Raw genomic sequence first — 20,672 nt, 5'->3', positions numbered from 1 at the left:
CGGTCCGATGACGAGAGGAGAATTGTGCCGGAAACGGCGAGATACAGGCAAGCAGGACGCCGCCAGACGCCTGCCCAGGACGGACAGGGTCGATAATGCGCGCATTTAGCGAAGCGGGCCGGCCCAAGTCAAGGCGGGACTATGGGCAGGGACCAGAGAAAATGGCTTTTCAGCGCGGTTTCGGGTCAAAGAGTGTCGCTGGTGCGACCACGCGGCTTCATGCTATAGCGGGCCGATAAAATCGGGAAAGGATGCGGCAATGGGACGGCACCGGCTCACAGGGTCAGGGGCCATGGGGCTGGGGGCGCTGGCCATCGGTCTGGCGATGGTCGGCCTGATGACCGCCGGAGCGCCGCTGGCCGCGCAGGACGCGCCGGCGCTCGATCCCGCCGTGCCGCCAGCCATCGTCCGTACCGGCCCGTCGCCTGACGAACGGGTGACCATCCCCATTCATATCGACGGCAAGGGGCCGTGGAACTTCATCATCGACACCGGATCGCAGCGCACCGTCATTGCCCGCGATCTGGCCGAGCAGCTGGCGCTGCCGCCCCGCGCCAATGTGACGATCCTGAGCATGACCGGCCGGACGGAGGCCGAGACGGTCGCGGTGCCCAAGCTGGGTTTTGGCGGCGGGACGATCGACGATATCGAGGCGCCGGTGCTGGAGGGTGAGAATCTCGGCGCGCCCGGCCTGCTGGGGCTGGACAGCCTGCACGCCAAGCGGCTGCTGCTCAATTTCCGCACCGGGCGGATGGAAATCAGCGCCAGCGGCGGATCACGCCGCCGCATCGCGATAGACCCCGACGCCATCGTCGTGGAAGCGCGGCGGCGGCGCGGCCAGCTGATCCTGCTCGATTCCGAAGTCAACGGCATGACGGTCGCCGTCATGCTGGACACAGGCAGTCATTTCAGCATCGGCAATCTGGCGCTGCGCGACCGGCTGATCGCCAAGAAGCGCGCGCCGGACATGGTGGAGGCCGTGCTGACCAGCGTTACCGGCGGGCAATTGACGGGCCAGGTCGGGCGGATCAAATCGGTGCGGATGGGCCGCGTCAACCTGATCCAGGTGCCCGTGCTGTTCGCCGACGCCAGCCCCTTTGCCGAACTGGGCATGAAGGACAAGCCCGCCTTGCTGCTGGGGATCAGCGCGCTGCGGATATTCGACCGGGTGGCGATCGACTTTGGCCGGGGCAAGGTGGATTTCCTGCTGCCCGACGCCAGCGCGATCAGCCAGACGCAGCTGGCGGCGGCAGTCCCGCCGGATAAACTGCCCGGTCAGTAATCGAGCGAGCGGAGCAAAAACCTCCGTTCGTTTCGAGCGGACCAAGGTGACGTGATCAAACCCTACGGACTAGGCGCTGGCCGGGGAGGCGGCTGGCGCTGACGGTCGCGGCCCAGCACATTGTCGATCCATTGCTGGTCGATCCGCTGCGACGACAGCCGGTCCTGCGGATCGACCTCCATATCCTGATCGTCGCGCGGATCAGGCTGCACGGGACGGGCGCGCTCGATCGGCAAGCCATTCTCGTCCACCATCATGCCGTCATCGACGCCATTGTCGGGGCTGCCATAATAGGCTTCGGCGTCCGGCTCCAATTGCCATTCGGGCAAGGTCACTTCGGTTTCGAACGGTTCGACCGGGCGTTTGGCAACCGCGACCTTCATATAGTCGGCAAAGGCGCGGGCCGGGGCGCGCCCCCCCTGCAAGCCGCCGACCGCGCGGGCATCGTCGCGGCCCATCCATACGCCGGTGGTGACGCCGCTGGAAAAGCCCAGGAACCAGCCATCCTTGTTGCTGGTGGTCGTGCCGGTCTTGCCCGCCACGGGCCGTCCGATCTGCGCCGCCTTGCCGGTGCCGGTGCTGACCGCGGTCTGCATCAGGTCCGTCATCCCCGCCGCGACCCAGGGCGCGACCAGCACGCGGCTGGTATCGTCCTGATGCTCGTACAACAGCCGCCCGTCGGCGGTCGTCACCTTGGTGATGCCATAGGGCGTCACCGCAATCCCCTTGCGCGCGATCGAGGCGAAGGCGCGGGTCATGTCGATCAGGCGCACGTCCGACGTGCCCAGCACCATGGACGGATGGGTGTTGATCGGCGTGGTGATGCCAAACCGGCGCGCCATGTCGGCGACGGTCGGAAAGCCGACTTCAACGCCCAGCTTCGCCGCGACCGTGTTGATCGAATAGGCAAAGGCGGTGCGGATATCGATATCGCCGGAAAAACGCCCGGAACTGTTGCGCGGCTTCCAGCCGTTAATGTCGACAGGTTCGTCCGTGATCCCGGTGTCGGGGGTATAGCCCGCCTCCAGCGCGGCCATGTAGACAAAGATTTTCCACGCCGATCCGGGCTGGCGCGTCGCGGTGGTCGCGCGGTTGTAATTGGACGTCACATAATCGAGGCCGCCGACCATCGCCCGCACCGCCCCGTCACGGTCGAGCGACACGAGCGCACCCTGCGTGCCCGCGGGCACATTGGCCTGGATCGCGGCGGTCGCCGCCTTCTGCATGTTAAGGTCGATGGTGGTATAGACTTCCAGCGGCTCGTTCGGCTCGTCGATCAGCACGTCGAGCTGGGGCAGCGCCCAGTCGGTAAAGTAGCGCACGCTGTTCTGCGGCGGTTCGGGGGCCAGCTTCACCCCCTGCATGTCGACCGCCGCCCGTTCCGATGCGCTGATCACGCCATTGTCGCGCATCAGGTCCAGCACCACGCCCGCACGGCCGATCGCGGCTTCGGCGTCGGCGGTGGGCGAATAGCTGGACGGTGCCTTGACCAGCCCCGCGATGATCGCGGCTTCGGGCAGGTCGAGCGTCGTGGCGGAGTGACCGAAAAATTTGCGGCTGGCCGCGTCGATGCCATAGGCGCCGCCGCCGAAATAGACCTTGTTCAGATAGAGTTCCAAAATCTGGCGCTTGGAAAATTTGCGCTCCAGCGCCATCGCCAGCACCATTTCCCGCACCTTGCGGCCCCAGCTATAGCTGTTGTTCAGGAAGATGTTGCGCGTCACCTGCTGGGTGATGGTCGATGCGCCCTGCCAGCGGCGGCCCTTGCCGCGATTTTCCACCGCAACCCAGGCCGCGCGCGCCATGCCGATCGGGTCGACGCCGGGATGAAGGTAGAAACGCCTGTCTTCGGTAGAGATCATCGCGTCGACCATGACCTTGGGGATTTGGTCATAATCCATCCAGCGCCCGAAACTTGGCCCCAGCGATACGATGACGCTGCCGTCGGCGGCATGTACGCGGATCATCTGGCCATTGGGGGAGGATTTCAGACTATTATAGTCGGGCAGCGACTGCATCGCGATGACGACGGCGATCACCACCGCCAGCAGCCCGGCTACACCCGCCGCGACGCTGATCTTCAGGCCGCGAACCAGCCATCGCTTCGCCTTGCCCGGCGTGCCCTTGCTCTTGCCTGATCCTGCCATCTGTGCGCCCCGGATACCCGCTAATCCCGGCCCCGGCCAGCATGTTTCATGCGTCCCGCCCGGAAAATTGCCAAGATCGTCTCCATGGCGATGGCCGCTTTACGGGCGATGAACGATCCATCCATGAAATTGCGCGCCAAAGCGCATTTCGTGCCGAACGGCTACGCGTCGCCGTCGCGCGGCTTGAAGTCCAGCGAAGCGCTGTTCATGCAGTAGCGCAGACCGTTGACGCCCGGACCATCGGGAAACACATGGCCCAGATGCCCCTCGCACTTCGCGCAGCGCACCTCGGTACGGATCATGCCATGGCTGGTGTCGCGAATTTCCTCGACCGCGTCGATATCCACGGGCGCGGTAAAGCTGGGCCAGCCCGACCCGCTGTCATATTTTTCTTCCGCGTCGAACAGTTCCGCGCCGCAGCCGGCGCAATAATAGACGCCGTCGGCCTTGTTGCTGTTGAGCTTGCCGGTAAAGGCCCGCTCCGTCCCGCCTTCGCGCAACACATGATAACGGTCGGGAGAAAGGCGCTCGCGCCATTCGGCATCGGTCAGATTGATCTTGTCCATGGCCGCAATATGGGCGCTGGCAGCGCGCCGATCAAGCATCCGCGATCCGGGTGAGCCGCATCGCCAGGCGTGCCGCGCCCGGTGTCGCCGTCAGCAGCCGCAGCAGCCCCGGCGAGCGTCCCAGCGCGCGAAACCCGGCCGCCGCGCGCAGCGGCAGCATCGCGCGACGGGAAAAATCCCTCTGATAGCGGACCGCGCCATCGCGCCCCTCCCCCTGCCAGCGCGCCACCGCCGCCGCCGCGCTGGCCAGCGCGATGCCGATCCCCTCCCCCGCCAGCGACGGGATCACCGCTGCCTGATCGCCCAGCCGGTAAAGCCCCGGCCAGCTTGTCGTCGCGCGCCAGCCATAGGGCACATCGCCAATCGCATCGACCTGCGCATCGTCCGGCACTGCGCCCAGCCGGTCGGCCAATGCGGGCGAGAGGTCGGCCAGCCGCGCAATCAGGGCGATCGGACGCCCGCCCGCCGCTGCCAGCGCGCTCTTGCGTACCGCCATGCACAGATTGGCGCTGCCATCCTCCTGCAACAACAGCCCGACATAGCCGCCATCGATCCAATGAAGTTCGATCCGGCTGCCGATCAGTCGGTGCCGCGCAGGACTGGACGGCAGGCGCAGGCGCAGGCCGAGTTCCGGGTCTACGCCGCCATGGGGCCGCGCCGCACCGCGCAGGTCATGCTTGCCCGTCGCCAGAAAGAGGCTGTCCCAGTCGATCGCGTCGCCATCGTCCAGCGTGATCGTGCTGGGCGTCAGCGTCCGCACCGCGCGACCCAGGCGGAACGTGACGCCCGCTTCCTGCGCCGCAGCCCGCAACATCGTGTCGAGCCGATGGCGCGACAGGCCCATGCCCGCCGCAGGGAGCGGCAGGACGATTTCCTGCCCGCCCGCGAACAGCGCCAGCCTATCGACCCTGTGGCCGCCCAGCGCCGCCGCATCTATCCCCAGCGCCTCGATCTGCGCGATTGTCGCCCAACTCAGGAACCCGCCGCACAGCGCATCGCCCGGCACAGTCTGCCGGTCGATCAGCAACGGTGCCGCCCCTGCCCGCGCCAGCCGCATGGCCGCCGCCGCGCCTGCCGGCCCCGCGCCGACGATTATCGGCGCCGGGATACGCACAGCCGGAACGGAAAAACGCGCGCGATCCGCGCGTCGCTGATATGTGCCGCGTCCAGCATCGCCCGCCATTCGGCGGCGACGAAGCTCCGCGCAATGGAAAGTTGGCCGTCCGCCCGCACGATCGGATGCACCCGCAGCAGCCGGGCCAGCCAGGGATAGCCATGATAGGCAAAGCCATGGCGGTGCAGGTCGTTGACGAACCAGCCCATGCGCGCCTGATCCTCCATGAAGCGCAGGAACGCCAGCCGCTCCGCATCGTCCATATGGTGCGTGACCAGGCTGGAAATCAGTATGTCCCATGGTTCATGCGCCAGCGCGGCATAGTCGCCGGTGCGATAGTCGATCGCCATGGCCGGATCGGTCCGCGCCTGCGCCACGGCCTGACTGCGCGGATTAAGGTCTATGCCCACCAGTTCGCAGACCATGCCGCGCCGCTTTGCCCAATGCGCGACCTGCCGCAGCATACCGCCATCGCCATAGCCGACGTCCAGCAGGCGGAACGGCCCGGTCACAGCGCGATCCAGAAAGGCCAGCGTCGGCCGCGCCGCCATCGTCACCCGGTTCACCCGGTCGAGATCGGCCAGCACCTGCGCATAGACATTGGCAGGCAGGTCGGCTGCGTCCATCTGCTCGTCGGCAAGCGACCGTTTCATGTCGCTTCACGTCTAAAGGTCAGCCCCTCCGCCGCCAGGCCCGGCCCGAAGGCAAGCGCAACGCCCTGCCCCGTCGCCTGCCCGGCCAATATCCGCGCCAGCACGAACATCAGCGTCGCCGACGACATGTTGCCGTACGCGCGCAGCACCGCACGGCTATGGTCCAGCGCGTCCGGGGCAAGGTCCAGCGCGCGCGCCACCGCGTCCAGAATGGATCGTCCCCCGGCATGGACGGCCCACATGTCGACGCTGTCGGCCGGAACCGGCAGCGTCACCGTTCCTGCCAGCGCCTGCGCGATCGCGCCCGGCACTTCGCCCGACAGATGCATCGCAAAGCCATGGTCGCCCAGATCCCAGCGAATAAGGCCCGCCGTATCCGGCACGGTCATGGCAAAGGGCTGGCCCAGCGCGATGCCGCCCGGCGCGGCGCTCACCAAGGCCGCCGCCGCGCCATCGCCAAATTGCAGCATCGCCAGCAACGGCTCGACCTCCGCATTCGCCTGCAAATGCAGGCTGCTCAGTTCCACGCACACCACCAGCACCCGCGCGCCCGGTTCGGACCGGACGATATGCCGCGCGGATCGCAATGCGACGATCGCGGCATAGCAACCCATATAGCCGACCATCAGCCGCTCGACCGAAGGATTGAGCCCCAACAGCCTGATCAACTGCTGGTCGATGCCCGGCGCGGTAAAGCCAGTGCAGCTGGCGACCACCAGATGGGTGATGCCGTCGATCGCGACCTGATCCCCCAGCGCCGCCACAGCCCGCGCGGCCAAGGCCGGCGCTTCATCGGCATAGATGGCCATGCGCTGCGCCGTCGTCGGCCAGGCGTCACCGTAAAAGCCGCCCTGCGCGGTCGGCGATCCTCCGCCGCCGTCCAGCACCGACCAGCGATGATGGATGCCGCTGCGCTGCGCCATCCGCATGAACAGCGCCCGCTCCCGCGGGTCGGTTATGCGCGCGCCTGCCCAATCGATAAAGGCCGGGTGGACGTCAGTGGCGGGGACGGCTGTGCCGATGGCTTGGATGGTGGCGGTGGACGAAATGATGCGCTGCCTTTGTTGCGCGCTGGCACATGGCCACGCTCTACCCTGTCTTATTCGTCAAAGCGCACGTCGGCGTCTATCGTTCCCGTGCCGCCTGCCGCGCGATCGTCAACAATTCGTGCCTTACCAGCAGGTCGCCCGTGCCCCGGCCGGACCGGGTCGCGCGCTCGGCCTGCGCCAGCCTCTGGATGACACGGGCGATGCCGGTTGCGTCCCACAGCCGTACCTGCCGCGTGACCACACCCTTTTCCTTCCAGAATACCGCTTTGCCCGCCGCCTCGACCGCGCCTTCCAGCCGTCCGCTACTGTCGAAATCGGCGCGGATATTGGCCAGCAGCATGGCGCGGGTCAGCAGCGGGCGAATGACCGACGCCATGCTTGCGCCGACCTCCGACAGGCTGGTCAGTTCGCGGTGCATGGCTTTCAGGTCACCGCCCAGCACGGCATTGACCAGCGGCGCGACCTCCGTATCGGGATTGTCGGCCGACAATGCGTCCAGCGCTTCCGCCGTCGCCTCGCGCGGGCGGTCGGGCGCGGCATCCAGATAGAGGATCAGCTTCTCCACCTCGCCGCTCATCAGCGCCCGGTCGCCATTGGCCAGGTCGACGATCCGCCGCGCCAGTTCGGTCGAAAGCCGCAGCCCGCCTTCGCGCGCGATGCCGATCGCGATCTGCTCCGATTCGCGCGCATCGGGCTGGTAGGAAACGAAGGCCAGCGCCCCCTTGTGATCGAGCGCCAGCTTGAGCAGTTTCGACGTGGCTTTCAGCGCGCCCGCCACCGCGATGACCGGATTGCCCGCCGCCTCCGCCTCCAGCAGCGCGGTCAGCGCAGGCAGCGATTCCTCGCCCATGCCATGGACGCGAATCCAGCGCTTGTCGCCAAACATGGAAAAGGATGCGGCTTCGTCCGCCAACCGGGCCGGATCGTCGCGCAGCGTCGACCCGTCCAGGTCCACCCGCTCCGCCCCCGGCCCCATCGCCCGTTCCAGCCGCCGGACCAGCGCCTGGCTGGCGGCTTCGTCCGGGCCGTAGAGCAGGATGAAGCGCAGCGCCGCCGATGGCGCGTCGAGCGCCTTTTCAATCTGGCCGCGATTGGCCTTCAAGGGGCAGCGTCCCGGCTGGCATAGAGCGCCAGCCGCGCGATGATCTGGTCCGCCACGGTCTGCGACAGGCGTTCCAGCGCGGTATCCTCCGCCGCGATCGTCGCATATTCGCTGGACGTGACGTCGATGCCCGCGTCCGATCCGGCGCTGTCGTCCAGCAATTGCGCGCCGGTCGCTTCGTCCAGCAGTTGATAGCGCGCGCGCAAGGTGCGGCGTTCGCGGGTGACGGCGGCGTCGGACCGCAGACCGAAACCGCTGATCTGGTCGTCCAGCTTGACCACCAGCTTGTAGCGCGGGCCGGACCCGCCCTGCTGCATCGCGGCCAGCCGGTCATTGAGCGCATTGCGCATCAGCCAGCCATTCTTGCCCGCGATCGGCTGAACATCGACATGGCCCAGCGTCCGCGCCACCGCCCCGTTCGCGCCCCCGCCATAGACCGGCCGCAGGCCGCAGGCGGTGAGGAGGAGCGGAACGGCAAGGAGGGGGAATATGCGCTTCATGACCTGAACTCTTATCCGTTCGGGCTGAGCTTGTCGAAGCCCTTTGCTGAGCGGAGCGAAGCTGCTTCGCTTGCGCTCAGCAAAGCCCTTCGACTTCGCTCAGGGCGAACGGATATTTGCATCTAGACAACCAGATTCACCAGACGATCCGGCACGACGATGACCTTCTTGGGCGTCGCCCCGTCCAGGATGCGCATGACATTGGGCGCGGCCAGCGCCAGACGCTCCAACTCGTCTTTCGCCGTCCCCTTGGGCACGGTGATGGTGTCGCGCAACTTGCCCATCACCTGGCAGGCGATGGTCACTTCGTCATCCACCAGCAAAGCCGGATCGACTTCGGGCCAGGCAGCGTCCGCGATCAGGCCAGTTTCGCCCATATCGGCCCAGGCTTCCTCCGCCAGATGCGGGGTCATCGGCGCGACCAGCAGCGCCAGCGCACGAATGGCGGCGTTGCGCGACGCGGACGGCGCCGCCTTTTCAACCGCATTGGCCAGTTCGTAAATCTTGGCGACTGCCTTGTTGAAGGACAGCGCCTCTATGTCCTTCGCGATCCCGTCGATCGTCTGGTGCAGCTTGCGGTCGAGCGCCTTGTCCTGCCCTGCGGCCCCGGCCTCGACCTGACCGAACAGCCGCCACAGCCGGTTGATAAAGCGCCACGATCCCTCGATCCCGCTTTCGGTCCAGGGCAGGTCGCGCTCTGGCGGGCTGTCCGACAGCATGAACCATCGCACCGCGTCCGCGCCATATTGGGCGATGATGTCATCGGGATCGACGACATTCTTCTTGGACTTGGACATTTTGACGACCCGGCCAATCTCGACCGGCGCCTTGTCGGCGATCAGGGTCGCGCCGTCGGCGGTGCGTTCGATCTCGCCCGGCGCGAAATAGACCGGCGGCAGGCCGTCGCCCTGTTCGCGGCTATAGGTCTCATGCGTCACCATCCCCTGCGTGAACAGGCCGGTGAACGGTTCGGCAAAGCCCAATTGCCCCATATGCTGGAGCGCGCGCGTCCAGAAACGGGCGTAGAGCAAATGCAGGATCGCATGTTCGACCCCGCCAATATATTGGCCGACCGGCAACCATTGCTCCACCGTCGCACGGTCGAACGGCTTGTCCTTGGGCTGGCTGGCGAAGCGGATGAAGTACCAGCTTGAATCGGCGAACGTATCCAGCGTGTCGGTTTCGCGCACCGCCGGCTTGCCGCACGATGGGCATGCCACATGCTTCCAGGTCGGGTGGCGATCGAGCGGATTGCCGGGGATGTCGAACGTCACATCGTCGGGCAGCACCACCGGCAATTGCGCCTTGGGCACCGGCACCACGCCGCAATCGGCACAATGGATCACGGGGATCGGTGTCCCCCAATAACGCTGGCGCGACACGCCCCAGTCGCGCAGGCGGAACACCGTCTTGCCCGTGCCCCATCCTTCGGATTCGGCCCGCGCGATGACCGCGGCCTTGGCTTCCTCGACCGCCATGCCGTCGAGGAAGCGGCTGTTCACCAGCCTGCCCGGCCCGACATAGGCTTCGTCGTGGATCGGCGCTGCTTCGTCCCCCTCGGCCGCGACCACGCGCTCGACCGGCAGCATATATTTGCGCGCGAAGTCGAGGTCGCGCTGGTCATGCGCGGGAACGCCCATCACCGCGCCGGTGCCATAGTCCATCAGCACGAAATTGGCGATGAACACCGGCAACTGCCAGTCGGGATCAAACGGATGGGTGACGGTCAGGCCGGTGTCGAAACCCAGCTTTTCCGCTGTTTCCAGCTCCGCCGCCGTGGTGCCGCCTGCCTTGCACAGATCGATAAAGGCCTGCGCCTGCGCATTGTCCGCCGCCAGCTGCTGCGCGACCGGATGGTCCGCCGCGATCGCAACGAAGCTCGCCCCGAAAATCGTGTCCGGCCGGGTCGAATACACCTCTATTTCGCTCTCGAACGGCGCGACCGGCTGAAAGCGGAATTGCAGCCCGACCGACTTGCCGATCCAGTTTTCCTGCATCGTGCGGACCTTGTCGGGCCACTGGTCCAGACCTTTAAGGCCCTCCAGCAGATCATCGGCAAATTGCGTGATTTTCAGGAACCATTGATTGAGCTTGCGCTTCTCGACCGTCGCGCCCGATCGCCAGCCCTTGCCGTCGATCACCTGCTCATTGGCCAGCACGGTCATGTCGACCGGATCCCAGTTGACCGCCGATTCCTTGCGATAGACCAGCCCTGCGTCCAGCATGTCCAGGAACAGCGCCTGTTCATGGCCATAATAATCGGGGTGGCAGGTGGCCAGTTCCCGGCTCCAGTCCAGCGCAAAGCCCAGTTTCTTGAGCTGCGCCTTCATGTTGGCGATATTTTCATAGGTCCATTTGCCCGGATGAACCTTTTTCTCCATCGCGGCATTTTCGGCCGGCATGCCGAAGGCGTCCCAGCCCATCGGGTGCAGCACTTCATGCCCCGTCATCCGGCGGAACCGGGCCAGCACGTCGCCCATCGAATAGTTGCGGACATGGCCGATATGGATGCGCCCGGACGGATAGGGGAACATCTCCAGCACATAGGATCGTGGCTTGGGCGAAGCATCGTCCGCCCGAAAACTCTGCCTCTCGTCCCAGATCGCCTGCCAGCGGGCGTCGGCCTCCAGCGGATTGAAGCGCCTTTGCATGATTATCCTGTTCCCTCACATCCGTTCGCCCTGAGCGAAGTCGAAGGGCACGCCAGAACGAAGTGAAGGCACTTCGCTTCGCTCAGCGGAAGGCTTCGACTTCGCTCAGCCCGAACGGAAAAAATAGTCCGATGTTTAGCCCGCAATCGCCGTGCGGCGCAGGTCGCGGGCCTTGGTCAGGATGACCTCTTCCAGCTTCTGCACCGTCGCCGCCTTCACCGGGGCGTCGATCCACTGGCCATTCTGGTTCACCTGGCGGCTGGCCGCGACACGCAGCGCGTCGGCGCGCAGATCCTGATCCAGGATCGACACGGTCAGCTTCATCCGCTCATTGGGGCTGTTGGGATTGGCATACCAGTCCGTGACGATGACGCCGCCGTTGGAATCGGTCTGCACCATCGGCATGAAGGACAGCGTGTCCAGGCTGGCGCGCCACAGATAGGCGTTGACGCCGATCGTGGTGACCCTGGACGCGGCCAGATCCGCCTTGGGCCGGTCCTTGGCCCCGCCACCGCAGGCGGCCAGCGGCAACAGGGCGGTCAGCAGCAGACCTGCGGAAACGGAACGAAAAAGGCGGCTGGCCATCAGGCATGTCCTAGCTGAAAAGACGAAAAATGCTCGCGCCTTCTATAGTGGTCCCGCGCCAAGGAGCAAGGGGCGGCGGGCGACGGCGCATGCGATCCGGCACGGATCATTCTGCGCGCCTGTGTGTTCCGTGCAACATCTTTGACAAAAAGGGGTGCAAGAAGGGGGCGGCACTAGCCAGTAGCGGCTTTGTACGTGTAGAGCGTTGTGCAATATAAGTGGCGGGGAAAGAATCGAATCATGCGCGTGAATAGGGGACATTTGGCATTGGCGGGCGCGGCGGTTGCCGTGGCTGGCTTCATGCTGTCTCCTGCCATCGGCGCAGCGACCGATCTGGTGCGCACGCAATCGCCGGTTTCGCTCGGCGCGCTGGGCAGCATCTCTTCCTTCACGCCCACGACCAAAGACCCGCGCCTTGCCGCCGCCTATGCGAAGATCGCAGCGTCGGCCAGCCGTCAGGGCTTCCGCTTCACGCCGACCAGCGGCTCGCTCAGCGGCCAGCGGGCGATCACCGTGATGGTCCGTGCGGGCGACAATGATCGCGTTGCGGTCAACACCACCCTCACCCCGGTCAATATCGCGCCCGTCGCCTTCAGCCTGAACGGCGCGCATGGCTGGCGCAAGTTCGCCCTGCCCGAAGCGATCGGCCGCAAGGCGCTCGATCCGGTGCCGGTCGAAACCATGGTCGATGCCAAGAATTTCTCGCTGGATAGCGGCAAGAAGGATCGGTTCAGCACCAAGATGCTGATCGAAACCCGCCGCGACGCGGTTGCCGCGACACGCAATCCGGCGGCCGACAAGGATTATTCGCTGGATCTCGCCAGCTCCTATTCGCTGACGCGCAACCTGAACGTCACCGCAGGCGTGCGCTACAACAACAGCGTCGCAGGCCGCCTGACCCCGATGACCGACGACCGCCAGGACAGCCAGGCCGTCTATCTGGGCACCGTCTTCAAATTCTGATCGGCTGAAAGGCTGGGTGGAGAGAGGGACGGGCGTGTCGCCTTCTCCCTCCGTCATCCCGGCCCCTTCGACAAGCTCAGGACAGGCTTGATCCGGGATCCATTCACGCAAGCGTTGCGATTATGCGTGAAGATCGCGCCAGTGGATCCTGACGTTAGCTACGCTGCCGTTCGGGTCGTCAGGATGGCGAGGGGTTGTTGTCGATAGGTGGCGACGATTTCTGGCTGTTCGACCACCGTCGTCGGTGCCTAGGCGCTCGCCTTATACAGTCGCTAAAGCGGAGGCGGGATTACCAAAACTGGTGGGTAGCGTGCATTCGACAAGTTCTAAAGAGTTCAATCCCGCTATCAAATATAAACGGGTTTCGTCTTTATGATGAGCGAGGCGACCGCAAATCCGAACGCGTAGCTTAGAGAGAGAATGAAGGCATTCTCGAAATCGATCGTGTCCTTTGAGAGCGCGTCCCAAGATACATGGAGAAAGCTGAAAATTGAGAATATCCGAAAGAATCTTTCCAGTGCCTCCCAGCCGTCGCAGCGACGCCAAGCGACCGTCTGCCGAAAACTTTCAAGGTCGGTCTTCAATCTCATTCTCAAAACTAAAACACATCGGCAGAACAACAGCAACTGGGACGATTGCTATCGAATGATTTTGTACCATGCTGCGTCTGCTGTCGCGGGTCATTTCCCCAAATGTTGACATTCCGCAATCCATCCAAGACCAACAAATTGCCCCCCTACTCGCCCGCCAGCCCATCAATCGCCGCCCATCCCGCAGCCCCGACGCCGCGCAACATCCGGCCATGCTTTCGCATCACGCCGCCCAGCGCGATGACGGGCATGTCTGCCCCCCTCGCCAGCTTCGCAAACCTTACCCGCCCCAGACTCGCCCCTCCCGGATGCGAGCGTGTCGGAAATAAGGGCGACACCAGCACCATGTCCGCCCTGCCCCGCCGCGCCGCCGCCATCTCCCGCGCGTCATGCACCGGCGCGCTGTGCCGCATCGGTCGGCCTGCCCGGCGTACGTCGCGCCCGTGCCAGCCATCCGCTGCCCAGGCCGCGGCCTGCCGCGCCGTCCCCGCCAGCAGCAATGTCAGCCGCCGTCGCCGCGCGATCGCCCGTACCGCATCGAACAGCGCCCGCCGCGCGCCCGGTTCCGTCCTGTAATGGCGAAAGATGATTCCCGCCCGCCCCCTGGGCAATCGCGCCACGGCCGCCAGCAAGGCCGCCTCGCCGATCCGCTCGTCGGTCATCAGCCAGATCATCGGCATATTTTTGCGGTGGCGACAGGTCATGACCCTGCCCTATAGCAGCGCGCATGACGACAGACAGCAGCATTGCCACCCAGGACGCCGCCACCCGCCTGGCTACCATTCAGGATGAGATCGCCAAGGCCGCCCGCCTGACTGGCCGGACCGCGGACGCCATCACCCTGATCGCCATATCCAAGACCAAGGATGCCGCCGCCATCCAGCCGCTGATCGATGCGGGGCAGCGCGTGTTCGGCGAAAACCGAGTGCAGGAAGCGCAGGAGAAATGGCCCGCGCTGCGACAGGCGCATCCCGACATCCGCCTGCATCTGGTCGGCCAGCTGCAATCCAACAAGGCCGCCGATGCCGTCGCCCTGTTCGATGTCATCCACAGCCTTGATCGCCCTTCGCTGCTGAGCGCGCTGGCCAAGGCGATGGACGCGCAGGGCAAGCGTGTCCCCTGCTATGTTCAGGTCAATATCGGTGCGGAGCCGCAAAAGGGGGGCTGCGCGATCGCGGACACGCCCGCGCTGATCGCCGCCGCCCGCGCCGCCGACATTCCCCTGCTCGGCCTGATGGCCGTCCCGCCCGCCGATGTGGAGCCAGCCCCCTATTTCGCGCTGCTTGCAAAAATGGCGCGGGAAGAAGGTCTCCCGCGCCTTTCGATGGGCATGTCGAGCGATTATGAAACCGCGATCATGCTGGGGGCGACCGATATTCGCGTCGGCACCGCCCTGTTCGGGGATCGTCCCCCGCCAGCCCGCCCCGTTCCCCGGAGCGGGCTGGGGATGCTTAAAAACTCCCCCGGAGCGTGATGCCGTAGGTGCGCGGCTCGGCCAGGTAGGAAGAAATAAGCTGGTTCGCCATCGGCGCGCCCGCTGCGAACTGGCCAGTGGTGGAGGTCGCCGGGCTGCTCGACTGGAGCGGGCTGCTGAACGATACCTGGGTATAGTCCTGGTTGAAGATATTCTGACCCCAGAACTCCACCGCCCAGCGCTGGTTGGGACCGCGAATGCCGACGCGCGCGTTGACGATGGCAAAGCCATCCTGCCGCTTTTCGGGGAACAGGTCCGACCCGGTATTATAGTCGCTGGTCAAGCGGCCATCGACATAGAAGAGCGCTGACAGGCCGCTCGTCCCGATGTCGGGCGTCCATGCCATGCTGGCGGTCGTCACCATCTTGGGCGCGTTGCTGTTGATGGAGCCGGGCAGCAGGAACAGGGCGGGGTCCAGCGGGACCGCGCCATTGCCGCTGCCCACCAGCCGGTTGGCAAACTTCGCTTCGGCATAGGTTGCGCCGCCCGCCACGCGGAAATTGCGCGCCGGGGTCACCGACCATTCCAGTTCGACACCCTGGCTGATCAGGCCCGGCCCGACATCCCCCGCCGCGCAGGTCCGCGCCGCGCTCAGCGCACTGTCGCAGCCATTGATATTCTGGACGACGAAGCTGGTGCCGTTGAAGGTGTTGAGCTGGAAATTCTTGAACTCCTGCCGGAAGCCGGCCAGGTTCACGCTCCATTTGGGCGCGCTATATTTCAGGCCCACCTCGAACGAATCCACCTTTTCCGCGGCAAAGCGCAGGCTGGTCACGTCGGCGTTGGTGCGCGGCGCGAACACGGCGGGGATGACGTTCAGCCCGGTCGATCCCAGCTGGAAGCGATCGAGGTTGAAGCCGCCCGCCTTATAGCCCTTGGAATAGCTGCCATAGACCATCAGGTCGTCGGTCGCCTTCCAGGACAGGACCGCCGTGCCGGAAAATTCGCCGTCGCTGATCTTGTCGTTCAGGTCGAGCGCATTGAGGCTGGTCGATCCGTTGCCCAGGCATCCCAGCGTCAATATGCCGCCCGCCAGCGCCGCCGCGCTGCCCAGCGCCGGGTTGGTCGCGATCGGCGCCAGTCCGGGCTGCAATGCGGCGCAGGTCGCATTATTATTGTTGAAATCGGCGGAGAATGTCTTGCTCTCATGCGTGTAGCGCAGGCCCAGCGTCAGATCGAGCCGATTGGTGATGTGGACGATGTTGTGGGTGAACAGCGCCCAATTCTCGCTCTTCTGGCGATAGATGGACGCGATGTCGCCCGTGCCCGACGGGATCGCCGCCAGCGCGCGCAGACCGTTGCCCAGACCCGTCGAGATCGCGGCCGCCTGCCCCGCAGCGACTGGCGCTGGCAGGCCGGCGTTGAGGAAAGCGGCGTTCAGCCCGGCGTTCAGGTTCGCCTGCGTGCCCGTGATCAGCGCGCCGGTCGCCAGCCCGCTGCCACAGGCAGCCAGCGTCGACGCCGGGAAATTGCTCGTCGCGCCAGCCCCTGCCATCAGGCGGCAGGCGGCAAAGCGGCCATAATCCGCGCCAAAGCGGATATTATCCTGCAAGGTCAGCCGTTCATTGGCATAATAGCCACCGACCAGCCAGTCGAGCATGTCGCCAAAGGCCGAACCCTGCGCCCGCAATTCCTGGGTGAAGGTCTTGAACTGGCGATAGGTGTTGGGATCGCGATAGAGCAGGTCGGCGCGATTATAGTCATAATCGCCATAGTCGCTCGACTTGTAATCGCGATAGGCGGTGATGCTGGTCAGCTTCACGTCGCCCAGGTCATAATTGACCTCGCCCGACACGCCCCAGTCCTTCAATTTGCTCACATAGTCGCGACCCGGCGTGATCGTCAGTTCGCGATCATAAGGGTCGGCCGCAATCACGCTGCCCTGCCCTGCCAGAATCGCGGCGATGCGGTTGAACGGCGCGGTGTTATATCCGCCACCCGCCGCCGGGGTCCGTTCGCGCGCCTCGGTATAGGCGGCGCCGCAACAGCTTTCGTCGCGATTGGTATAATCGCCGATCAGACGGATCGACAGATTGTCGTTCGGCTCGATCAGCGCCTGTCCGCGCAGGAAATAACGGTCGCGGTCATTGGTGTCGCCCACCTTGTTCCCGGCCGTATCGACCAGCTTGTAGAAACCGTCACGCTTGGACCATACCCCGTCCAGGCTGAGCGCGATGCCATCGGCCACCGGCCCCGTGACACGGCCCGACAGCCGCCAATAGTCATAATTGCCGTAGGTGATCTCACCCTTGGCGCTGAACGTGTTTTCCGGCGCCTTGCTGATGATGTTGATCAGGCCCGCCGACGCATTGCGGCCAAACAGCGTCCCCTGCGGCCCGCGCAGCACTTCGACCCGCTCGATCTCGCCCAGTTCGTTGAGGCCCGCGCCGGTGCGCGAGCGATACACGCCATCGATGAACACCGCGACCGAGCTTTCCAGGCCGGGATTGTCGCCGACCGTGCCGATGCCGCGAATACGCGCCGACGCATTGGCTTCCGATCCGGTCGATGACACCAGCAGCGACGGGGCCAGCTGGTTCAATGTGCGGATGTCGCTGGCGCCGCTATTCTGCATCGCCTGCGCGCTGACGGCGGACACCGCGATCGGCACGTCGGACAGGGGACTCGCGCGCCGGGTGGCGGTCACGATGATTTCCGCACTGTCCTGATCGACTGCGGCTTGTGGCGCGGTCGTGTCCTGTGCGGCGGCGGGCATCGCCATCGTCAATGCGATCATGCCGGCGGTCGTCAGCCAAAGGCTCTTGTCTGTCATCATGGTCGTTCCTCTCCTGCCCGCACGCCTTTTCGACGTATCGGGTGCTGCCCTAGTTTATGATGCCACAGCAGGGCGAAGGCAAGAGAGCCTAGCTTTTCTGCGCCTTTTGCGATGTCTGGTGGCGTGATATTCACACCTTGTTGCTTATCAGCAACAGCTTAAAATCCGGTTTCCGTAGCGTTTCTTTACGATAACGGAAAGCGTAACAATCGGTCGGAAACAGGGACCAACGCGCTCGCACCCGGTCCCACCACCCGCCGAATCTCTCCATGGCCCGCATCCAGCCCTCCCGTCAGCGCCCCCAGCGCGGGTAGAATCAGCTTTGTGGACGACTCCACGAAGCAGCGGCGCGCGACATGGCGTCCACGCACCGACAGGCGGAATTTGGGGTGAAAATGGCCGGAGATTTCAGGCCGTGGATCGTCCGGTTGCGCTTCATGGCGCAGGATGATCCCGCCCAGTTCCGCCTCGACCAGCCTGCGTCCTCCCGGCATGTCCGCCACGCCGACGTCATGATTACCCGTAATCCAGGTCCAGTCCAGCCTTTCCGTAAGGGAAACCAGCCGTTCGCGCGCGCGCGGGTCCAGCCGCGCGGCGCCATCGGCATCGTGAAAACTGTCGCCCAGCGACCAGACCGAACGCGCGCCCGTCTGCGCCACCAGCCCCTCGATCAGGTCCAGCGTCGCCTCGCTGTCATGGGGCGGCAGGAACTGGCCAAAGCGCGCATACCAGCTCGCTTTCTCGAAATGCAGGTCGGCGACCAGCAAGGCCCCGCGCGCGGGCCAGAAGAGCGCAGCCTGCGGCAGCGCCAGAAACGCCTCACCAGCGAACGAAAGGGGAACCATGGCCCGGCTATGCGCCGATGCGGTCCCGCTTTCAAGAGGGCCGATGAACGCCTATAGCGCCGCCATGTCCGATACCGCGCCTTTCACCGTCGCCGCCCTCTATCGCTTCGCCACCTTCGATGATCCCCAGGGCATCGCGGCGGATCTGCGCACCCTCTGTGGGGCGCTAGACATGCGCGGCACGCTGATCGTCGCGGGCGAAGGGATTAACGGCACGGTCGCTGGCCGTGCGGACGCGATTACGTCCTTGATCGATCATCTGCGCCAGTTGCCCGGTTGCGCCGATCTGGACGTCAAATATGCAACCGCGCAGGCCGCGCCCTTCGCCCGGATGAAGGTGAAGGTAAAGCGGGAGATCGTGACGCTGGGCGTGGGCGATCTTGATCCGGCAAATCAGGCCGGCACCCATCTCGACCCGGTCGACTGGAACGCGCTGATCGCTGATCCCGACACGATCGTCATCGACACACGCAACGCCTATGAAGTCGCTGTCGGCACCTTCGATCGCGCTATCGACCCCGGCACCCGCGCCTTTCGCGACTTTCCCGGCTGGTTCGACGCCTTCGCCGCCGACCTGAAGGCGCAGGGGCGCAGCCCGAAGATCGCGATGTTCTGCACCGGCGGCATACGCTGCGAAAAATCCACCGCCCTGGTCAAGTCGCGCGGTTTCGACGATGTCTTCCACCTGAAGGGCGGAATCCTGCGCTATCTGGAGGAAATGCCCGAAGGCGATAGCCGCTGGCAGGGGGATTGCTACGTGTTCGATGAACGGGTGGCGGTGGGCCATGGCCTCAAGGTTGGCGACTATGTGACCTGCCGTGCCTGCGGCCTGCCCTATCCCCGCGATGCGGCCCATATATGCGCCGCCGACGGATCAGGCGTGTGGCCGCATCGGGGATAGAAACACCCAACTCCGTTCGTTTCGAGCGAAGTCGAGAAACCTGTGCGCTACGTTTCTCGACTTCCCTCGAAACGAACGGGTTTAGGCGCTGTCTCCGTCTCCACCAGTTCCGCAATCTCGAACGCATAGCTTTTCCAGCCCCGCATCCGCGCGCCGTCTTCGGCTGCCCCACGCTTCTTCTTCGCTTCGGCGAGCGAGCGCACATGGCCCCAGAACACTTCCGTCTTGCCATTGTCCAGCACCGCGACGATCCGCCAATAATGGGTGAAGGGATCCGCCGTCGGCCCGATCGTCTTGACATAGCCGTCCGCCATGGTGGCGGTCAGATAGCGTTTCCGGCGCGCCATCGGCTCAGGCCCGATAGCGGTGCAGCCCCGCCCCGTTGGCGCGCAGCCACGCCCGTGCAGGCCGGGGGTCCGCCCCAAGGATTCGCGCATGTGCCGCGTGAAAGGCCGCGCTATGATCCATATGCAGCAGATGCGCCAGTTCATGCGCCACGGTCGACCGGCGTACATCGGGCGGGCAGAGGATCAGCCGCCAGCTATAGCGGATCGCACCGGACGAACTGCAACTGCCCCAGCGGCTGCGCGGATCGCCCACGCCCACCGACGCGACGATCAGGCCATGTTCGCGCGCCAGTTCCGTCGTTTCGGTCTCCAGCACCGCCCGCGCCCGCGCCACCAGCCAGCGCTGCACGCGCGCGCTGACCGACTCCGCCGCCCCGCCCAGCATCAGCCGGTCGTCCGCCAGCCGGATCGTACGCGACGCGCCCTCGACCCAGCAGATGCGGACGTCCCGTCCCTCCAGCGGAAATGTCGCGCCATCGTCCAGCAGGGTCATCGCCGGTTGCGCCGCCATCTGGGTACGGACCCAGCCTTCATGCTGCTGCGCCCAGCCCAGTGCGCGCTTCAGGTTCGCCCGCACCGGCATCGACAGGCGCAATTCGCCGCGCGCGCCGTCGATCGTCAATCGGTAGGCGCGCGCCCGTGCGGACCGGCGCACCCGCACCGGCATCGCCACGCCGTCGATCAGGATCGCGACGTCGGGATCAGATGTCCCGGTCGACAAGATGATTCTCCAGGTCGCCCGCTTCCGCCTCCGCCACGGTCCAGCCGCGCACCGATTCCTGCGCGCGATGCACCGCTTCCCGGTCGCCGCAGACCAGATAATGCCAGTCGGGCAACGGCTCACCCGCCTCACGCAGGCGATAGGCGCAGGTGCGCGGCAGCCAGCTGATCTGCTTCACCTTGGCCGGGGTCAGCCGCACGCAATCGGGCACGAATTTGCGGCGATTCCTGTAGCTGGTGCACTGGCCGCTATGGCGGTCGAGCAGGCGGCAGGCGACATTGGTGGGGTAGATATGCCCCGTATCCTCATCCTCCGCCTTGTGCAGGCAGCATTTTCCGCACCCGTCGCACAACGCCTCCCACTGGGCGGCATCCAGCGTGTGGAGAGGCTTTTCCCAGAAGTCCAA

20 protein-coding genes are annotated in these 20,672 nt (G+C 65.3%); 4 read left to right on the top strand and 16 right to left on the bottom strand.

What is annotated here, in order from left to right:
• The first annotated feature begins 292 nt into the window (after positions 1 to 292).
• Positions 293 to 1,282: a retroviral-like aspartic protease family protein gene (locus IWY39_RS10465; RefSeq protein WP_107124957.1), complete on the top strand. Its 990-nt coding sequence runs from the start codon at positions 293 to 295 to the stop codon at positions 1,280 to 1,282.
• 62 nt (positions 1,283 to 1,344) lie between these two features.
• Here the strand turns inward: IWY39_RS10465 and IWY39_RS10460 are convergent, their stop codons facing one another.
• The 9 genes from IWY39_RS10460 to IWY39_RS10420 all read right to left on the bottom strand — a co-directional run bounded on the left by IWY39_RS10460 (position 1,345) and on the right by IWY39_RS10420 (position 11,649).
• Positions 1,345 to 3,429 carry a transglycosylase domain-containing protein gene (locus IWY39_RS10460; RefSeq protein ID WP_107124956.1) on the bottom strand — a complete coding sequence of 695 codons (2,085 nt, stop codon included), beginning with the start codon at positions 3,427 to 3,429 and terminating at the stop codon, positions 1,345 to 1,347.
• 161 nt (positions 3,430 to 3,590) lie between these two features.
• Complete coding sequence (gene msrB, locus IWY39_RS10455; protein WP_026002397.1) at positions 3,591 to 3,995, bottom strand: peptide-methionine (R)-S-oxide reductase MsrB; 405 nt, start codon at positions 3,993 to 3,995, stop codon at positions 3,591 to 3,593.
• Between the two features lie 31 nt (positions 3,996 to 4,026).
• Positions 4,027 to 5,109, bottom strand: coding sequence for an NAD(P)/FAD-dependent oxidoreductase (locus IWY39_RS10450; RefSeq protein ID WP_107124955.1), 1,083 nt, complete (start codon positions 5,107 to 5,109; stop codon positions 4,027 to 4,029).
• Positions 5,088 to 5,762, bottom strand: a complete 675-nt coding sequence (locus IWY39_RS10445) for a methyltransferase domain-containing protein (protein WP_107124954.1) — start codon at positions 5,760 to 5,762, stop codon at positions 5,088 to 5,090. The genes IWY39_RS10450 and IWY39_RS10445 overlap by 22 nt, the downstream gene beginning before the upstream one ends.
• Positions 5,759 to 6,814 carry a type III polyketide synthase gene (locus IWY39_RS10440; RefSeq protein ID WP_107124953.1) on the bottom strand — a complete coding sequence of 352 codons (1,056 nt, stop codon included), beginning with the start codon at positions 6,812 to 6,814 and terminating at the stop codon, positions 5,759 to 5,761. The genes IWY39_RS10445 and IWY39_RS10440 overlap by 4 nt, the downstream gene beginning before the upstream one ends.
• Positions 6,815 to 6,887: 73 nt before the next feature.
• The gene (gene holA, locus IWY39_RS10435; RefSeq protein ID WP_019053133.1) at positions 6,888 to 7,913 is read right to left on the bottom strand and encodes a DNA polymerase III subunit delta; all 1,026 of its coding nucleotides are present in this window, start codon (positions 7,911 to 7,913) and stop codon (positions 6,888 to 6,890) included.
• The gene (gene lptE / locus IWY39_RS10430; protein WP_107124952.1) at positions 7,910 to 8,413 is read right to left on the bottom strand and encodes an LPS assembly lipoprotein LptE; all 504 of its coding nucleotides are present in this window, start codon (positions 8,411 to 8,413) and stop codon (positions 7,910 to 7,912) included. The genes holA and lptE overlap by 4 nt, the downstream gene beginning before the upstream one ends.
• A 122-nt stretch (positions 8,414 to 8,535) precedes the next feature.
• A complete protein-coding gene (leuS, locus tag IWY39_RS10425; protein WP_107124951.1) occupies positions 8,536 to 11,064 on the bottom strand; it encodes a leucine--tRNA ligase in 2,529 nt (842 codons plus the stop codon).
• 135 nt (positions 11,065 to 11,199) lie between these two features.
• Positions 11,200 to 11,649, bottom strand: coding sequence for a DUF3576 domain-containing protein (locus tag IWY39_RS10420; protein ID WP_107124950.1), 450 nt, complete (start codon positions 11,647 to 11,649; stop codon positions 11,200 to 11,202).
• Between the two features lie 240 nt (positions 11,650 to 11,889).
• Between IWY39_RS10420 and IWY39_RS10415 the strand changes: the two genes are divergently transcribed.
• Positions 11,890 to 12,612, top strand: coding sequence for a hypothetical protein (locus IWY39_RS10415; protein ID WP_026002396.1), 723 nt, complete (start codon positions 11,890 to 11,892; stop codon positions 12,610 to 12,612).
• Between the two features lie 347 nt (positions 12,613 to 12,959).
• On the opposite strand, the gene IWY39_RS10410 is transcribed toward IWY39_RS10415, so the two are convergent.
• Positions 12,960 to 13,196: a hypothetical protein gene (locus IWY39_RS10410; RefSeq protein ID WP_145169749.1), complete on the bottom strand. Its 237-nt coding sequence runs from the start codon at positions 13,194 to 13,196 to the stop codon at positions 12,960 to 12,962.
• A gap of 152 nt (positions 13,197 to 13,348) precedes the next feature.
• The gene (locus tag IWY39_RS10405) at positions 13,349 to 13,906 is read right to left on the bottom strand and encodes a thiamine phosphate synthase (RefSeq protein ID WP_107124948.1); all 558 of its coding nucleotides are present in this window, start codon (positions 13,904 to 13,906) and stop codon (positions 13,349 to 13,351) included.
• A gap of 23 nt (positions 13,907 to 13,929) precedes the next feature.
• Between IWY39_RS10405 and IWY39_RS10400 the strand changes: the two genes are divergently transcribed.
• Positions 13,930 to 14,676, top strand: coding sequence for a YggS family pyridoxal phosphate-dependent enzyme (locus IWY39_RS10400; protein WP_107124947.1), 747 nt, complete (start codon positions 13,930 to 13,932; stop codon positions 14,674 to 14,676).
• On the opposite strand, the gene IWY39_RS10395 is transcribed toward IWY39_RS10400, so the two are convergent.
• The gene (locus IWY39_RS10395) at positions 14,654 to 17,449 is read right to left on the bottom strand and encodes a TonB-dependent receptor (RefSeq protein WP_107125027.1); all 2,796 of its coding nucleotides are present in this window, start codon (positions 17,447 to 17,449) and stop codon (positions 14,654 to 14,656) included. The genes IWY39_RS10400 and IWY39_RS10395 overlap by 23 nt on opposite strands.
• Positions 17,450 to 17,637: 188 nt before the next feature.
• The gene (gene pdeM, locus IWY39_RS10390; protein WP_107124946.1) at positions 17,638 to 18,297 is read right to left on the bottom strand and encodes a ligase-associated DNA damage response endonuclease PdeM; all 660 of its coding nucleotides are present in this window, start codon (positions 18,295 to 18,297) and stop codon (positions 17,638 to 17,640) included.
• Between the two features lie 43 nt (positions 18,298 to 18,340).
• On the opposite strand from pdeM, the gene trhO reads away from it, so the two are divergent.
• Positions 18,341 to 19,198, top strand: coding sequence for an oxygen-dependent tRNA uridine(34) hydroxylase TrhO (trhO, locus tag IWY39_RS10385; RefSeq protein ID WP_107124945.1), 858 nt, complete (start codon positions 18,341 to 18,343; stop codon positions 19,196 to 19,198).
• A gap of 47 nt (positions 19,199 to 19,245) precedes the next feature.
• Here trhO and IWY39_RS10380 read toward each other — a convergent pair whose 3' ends face one another.
• From IWY39_RS10380 to IWY39_RS10370, 3 genes are read right to left on the bottom strand one after another with little or no spacing between them, the layout of a single operon-like run.
• Positions 19,246 to 19,545, bottom strand: a complete 300-nt coding sequence (locus tag IWY39_RS10380; RefSeq protein WP_107124944.1) for a hypothetical protein — start codon at positions 19,543 to 19,545, stop codon at positions 19,246 to 19,248.
• Between the two features lie 4 nt (positions 19,546 to 19,549).
• Entirely contained in the window at positions 19,550 to 20,266 is a 717-nt protein-coding gene (locus tag IWY39_RS10375) for a M48 family metallopeptidase (protein ID WP_107124943.1), read from the bottom strand.
• Positions 20,247 to 20,672 (bottom strand): YcgN family cysteine cluster protein, encoded by a 426-nt coding sequence (locus IWY39_RS10370; RefSeq protein ID WP_017183176.1) that lies wholly within the window; start codon positions 20,670 to 20,672, stop codon positions 20,247 to 20,249. The genes IWY39_RS10375 and IWY39_RS10370 overlap by 20 nt, the downstream gene beginning before the upstream one ends.

It is taken from the genome of Sphingobium sp. JAI105 (assembly GCF_015752145.1).
GTDB lineage: Bacteria > Pseudomonadota > Alphaproteobacteria > Sphingomonadales > Sphingomonadaceae > Sphingobium > Sphingobium xenophagum.
This window is presented reverse-complemented; position numbering and strand designations above follow the sequence as displayed.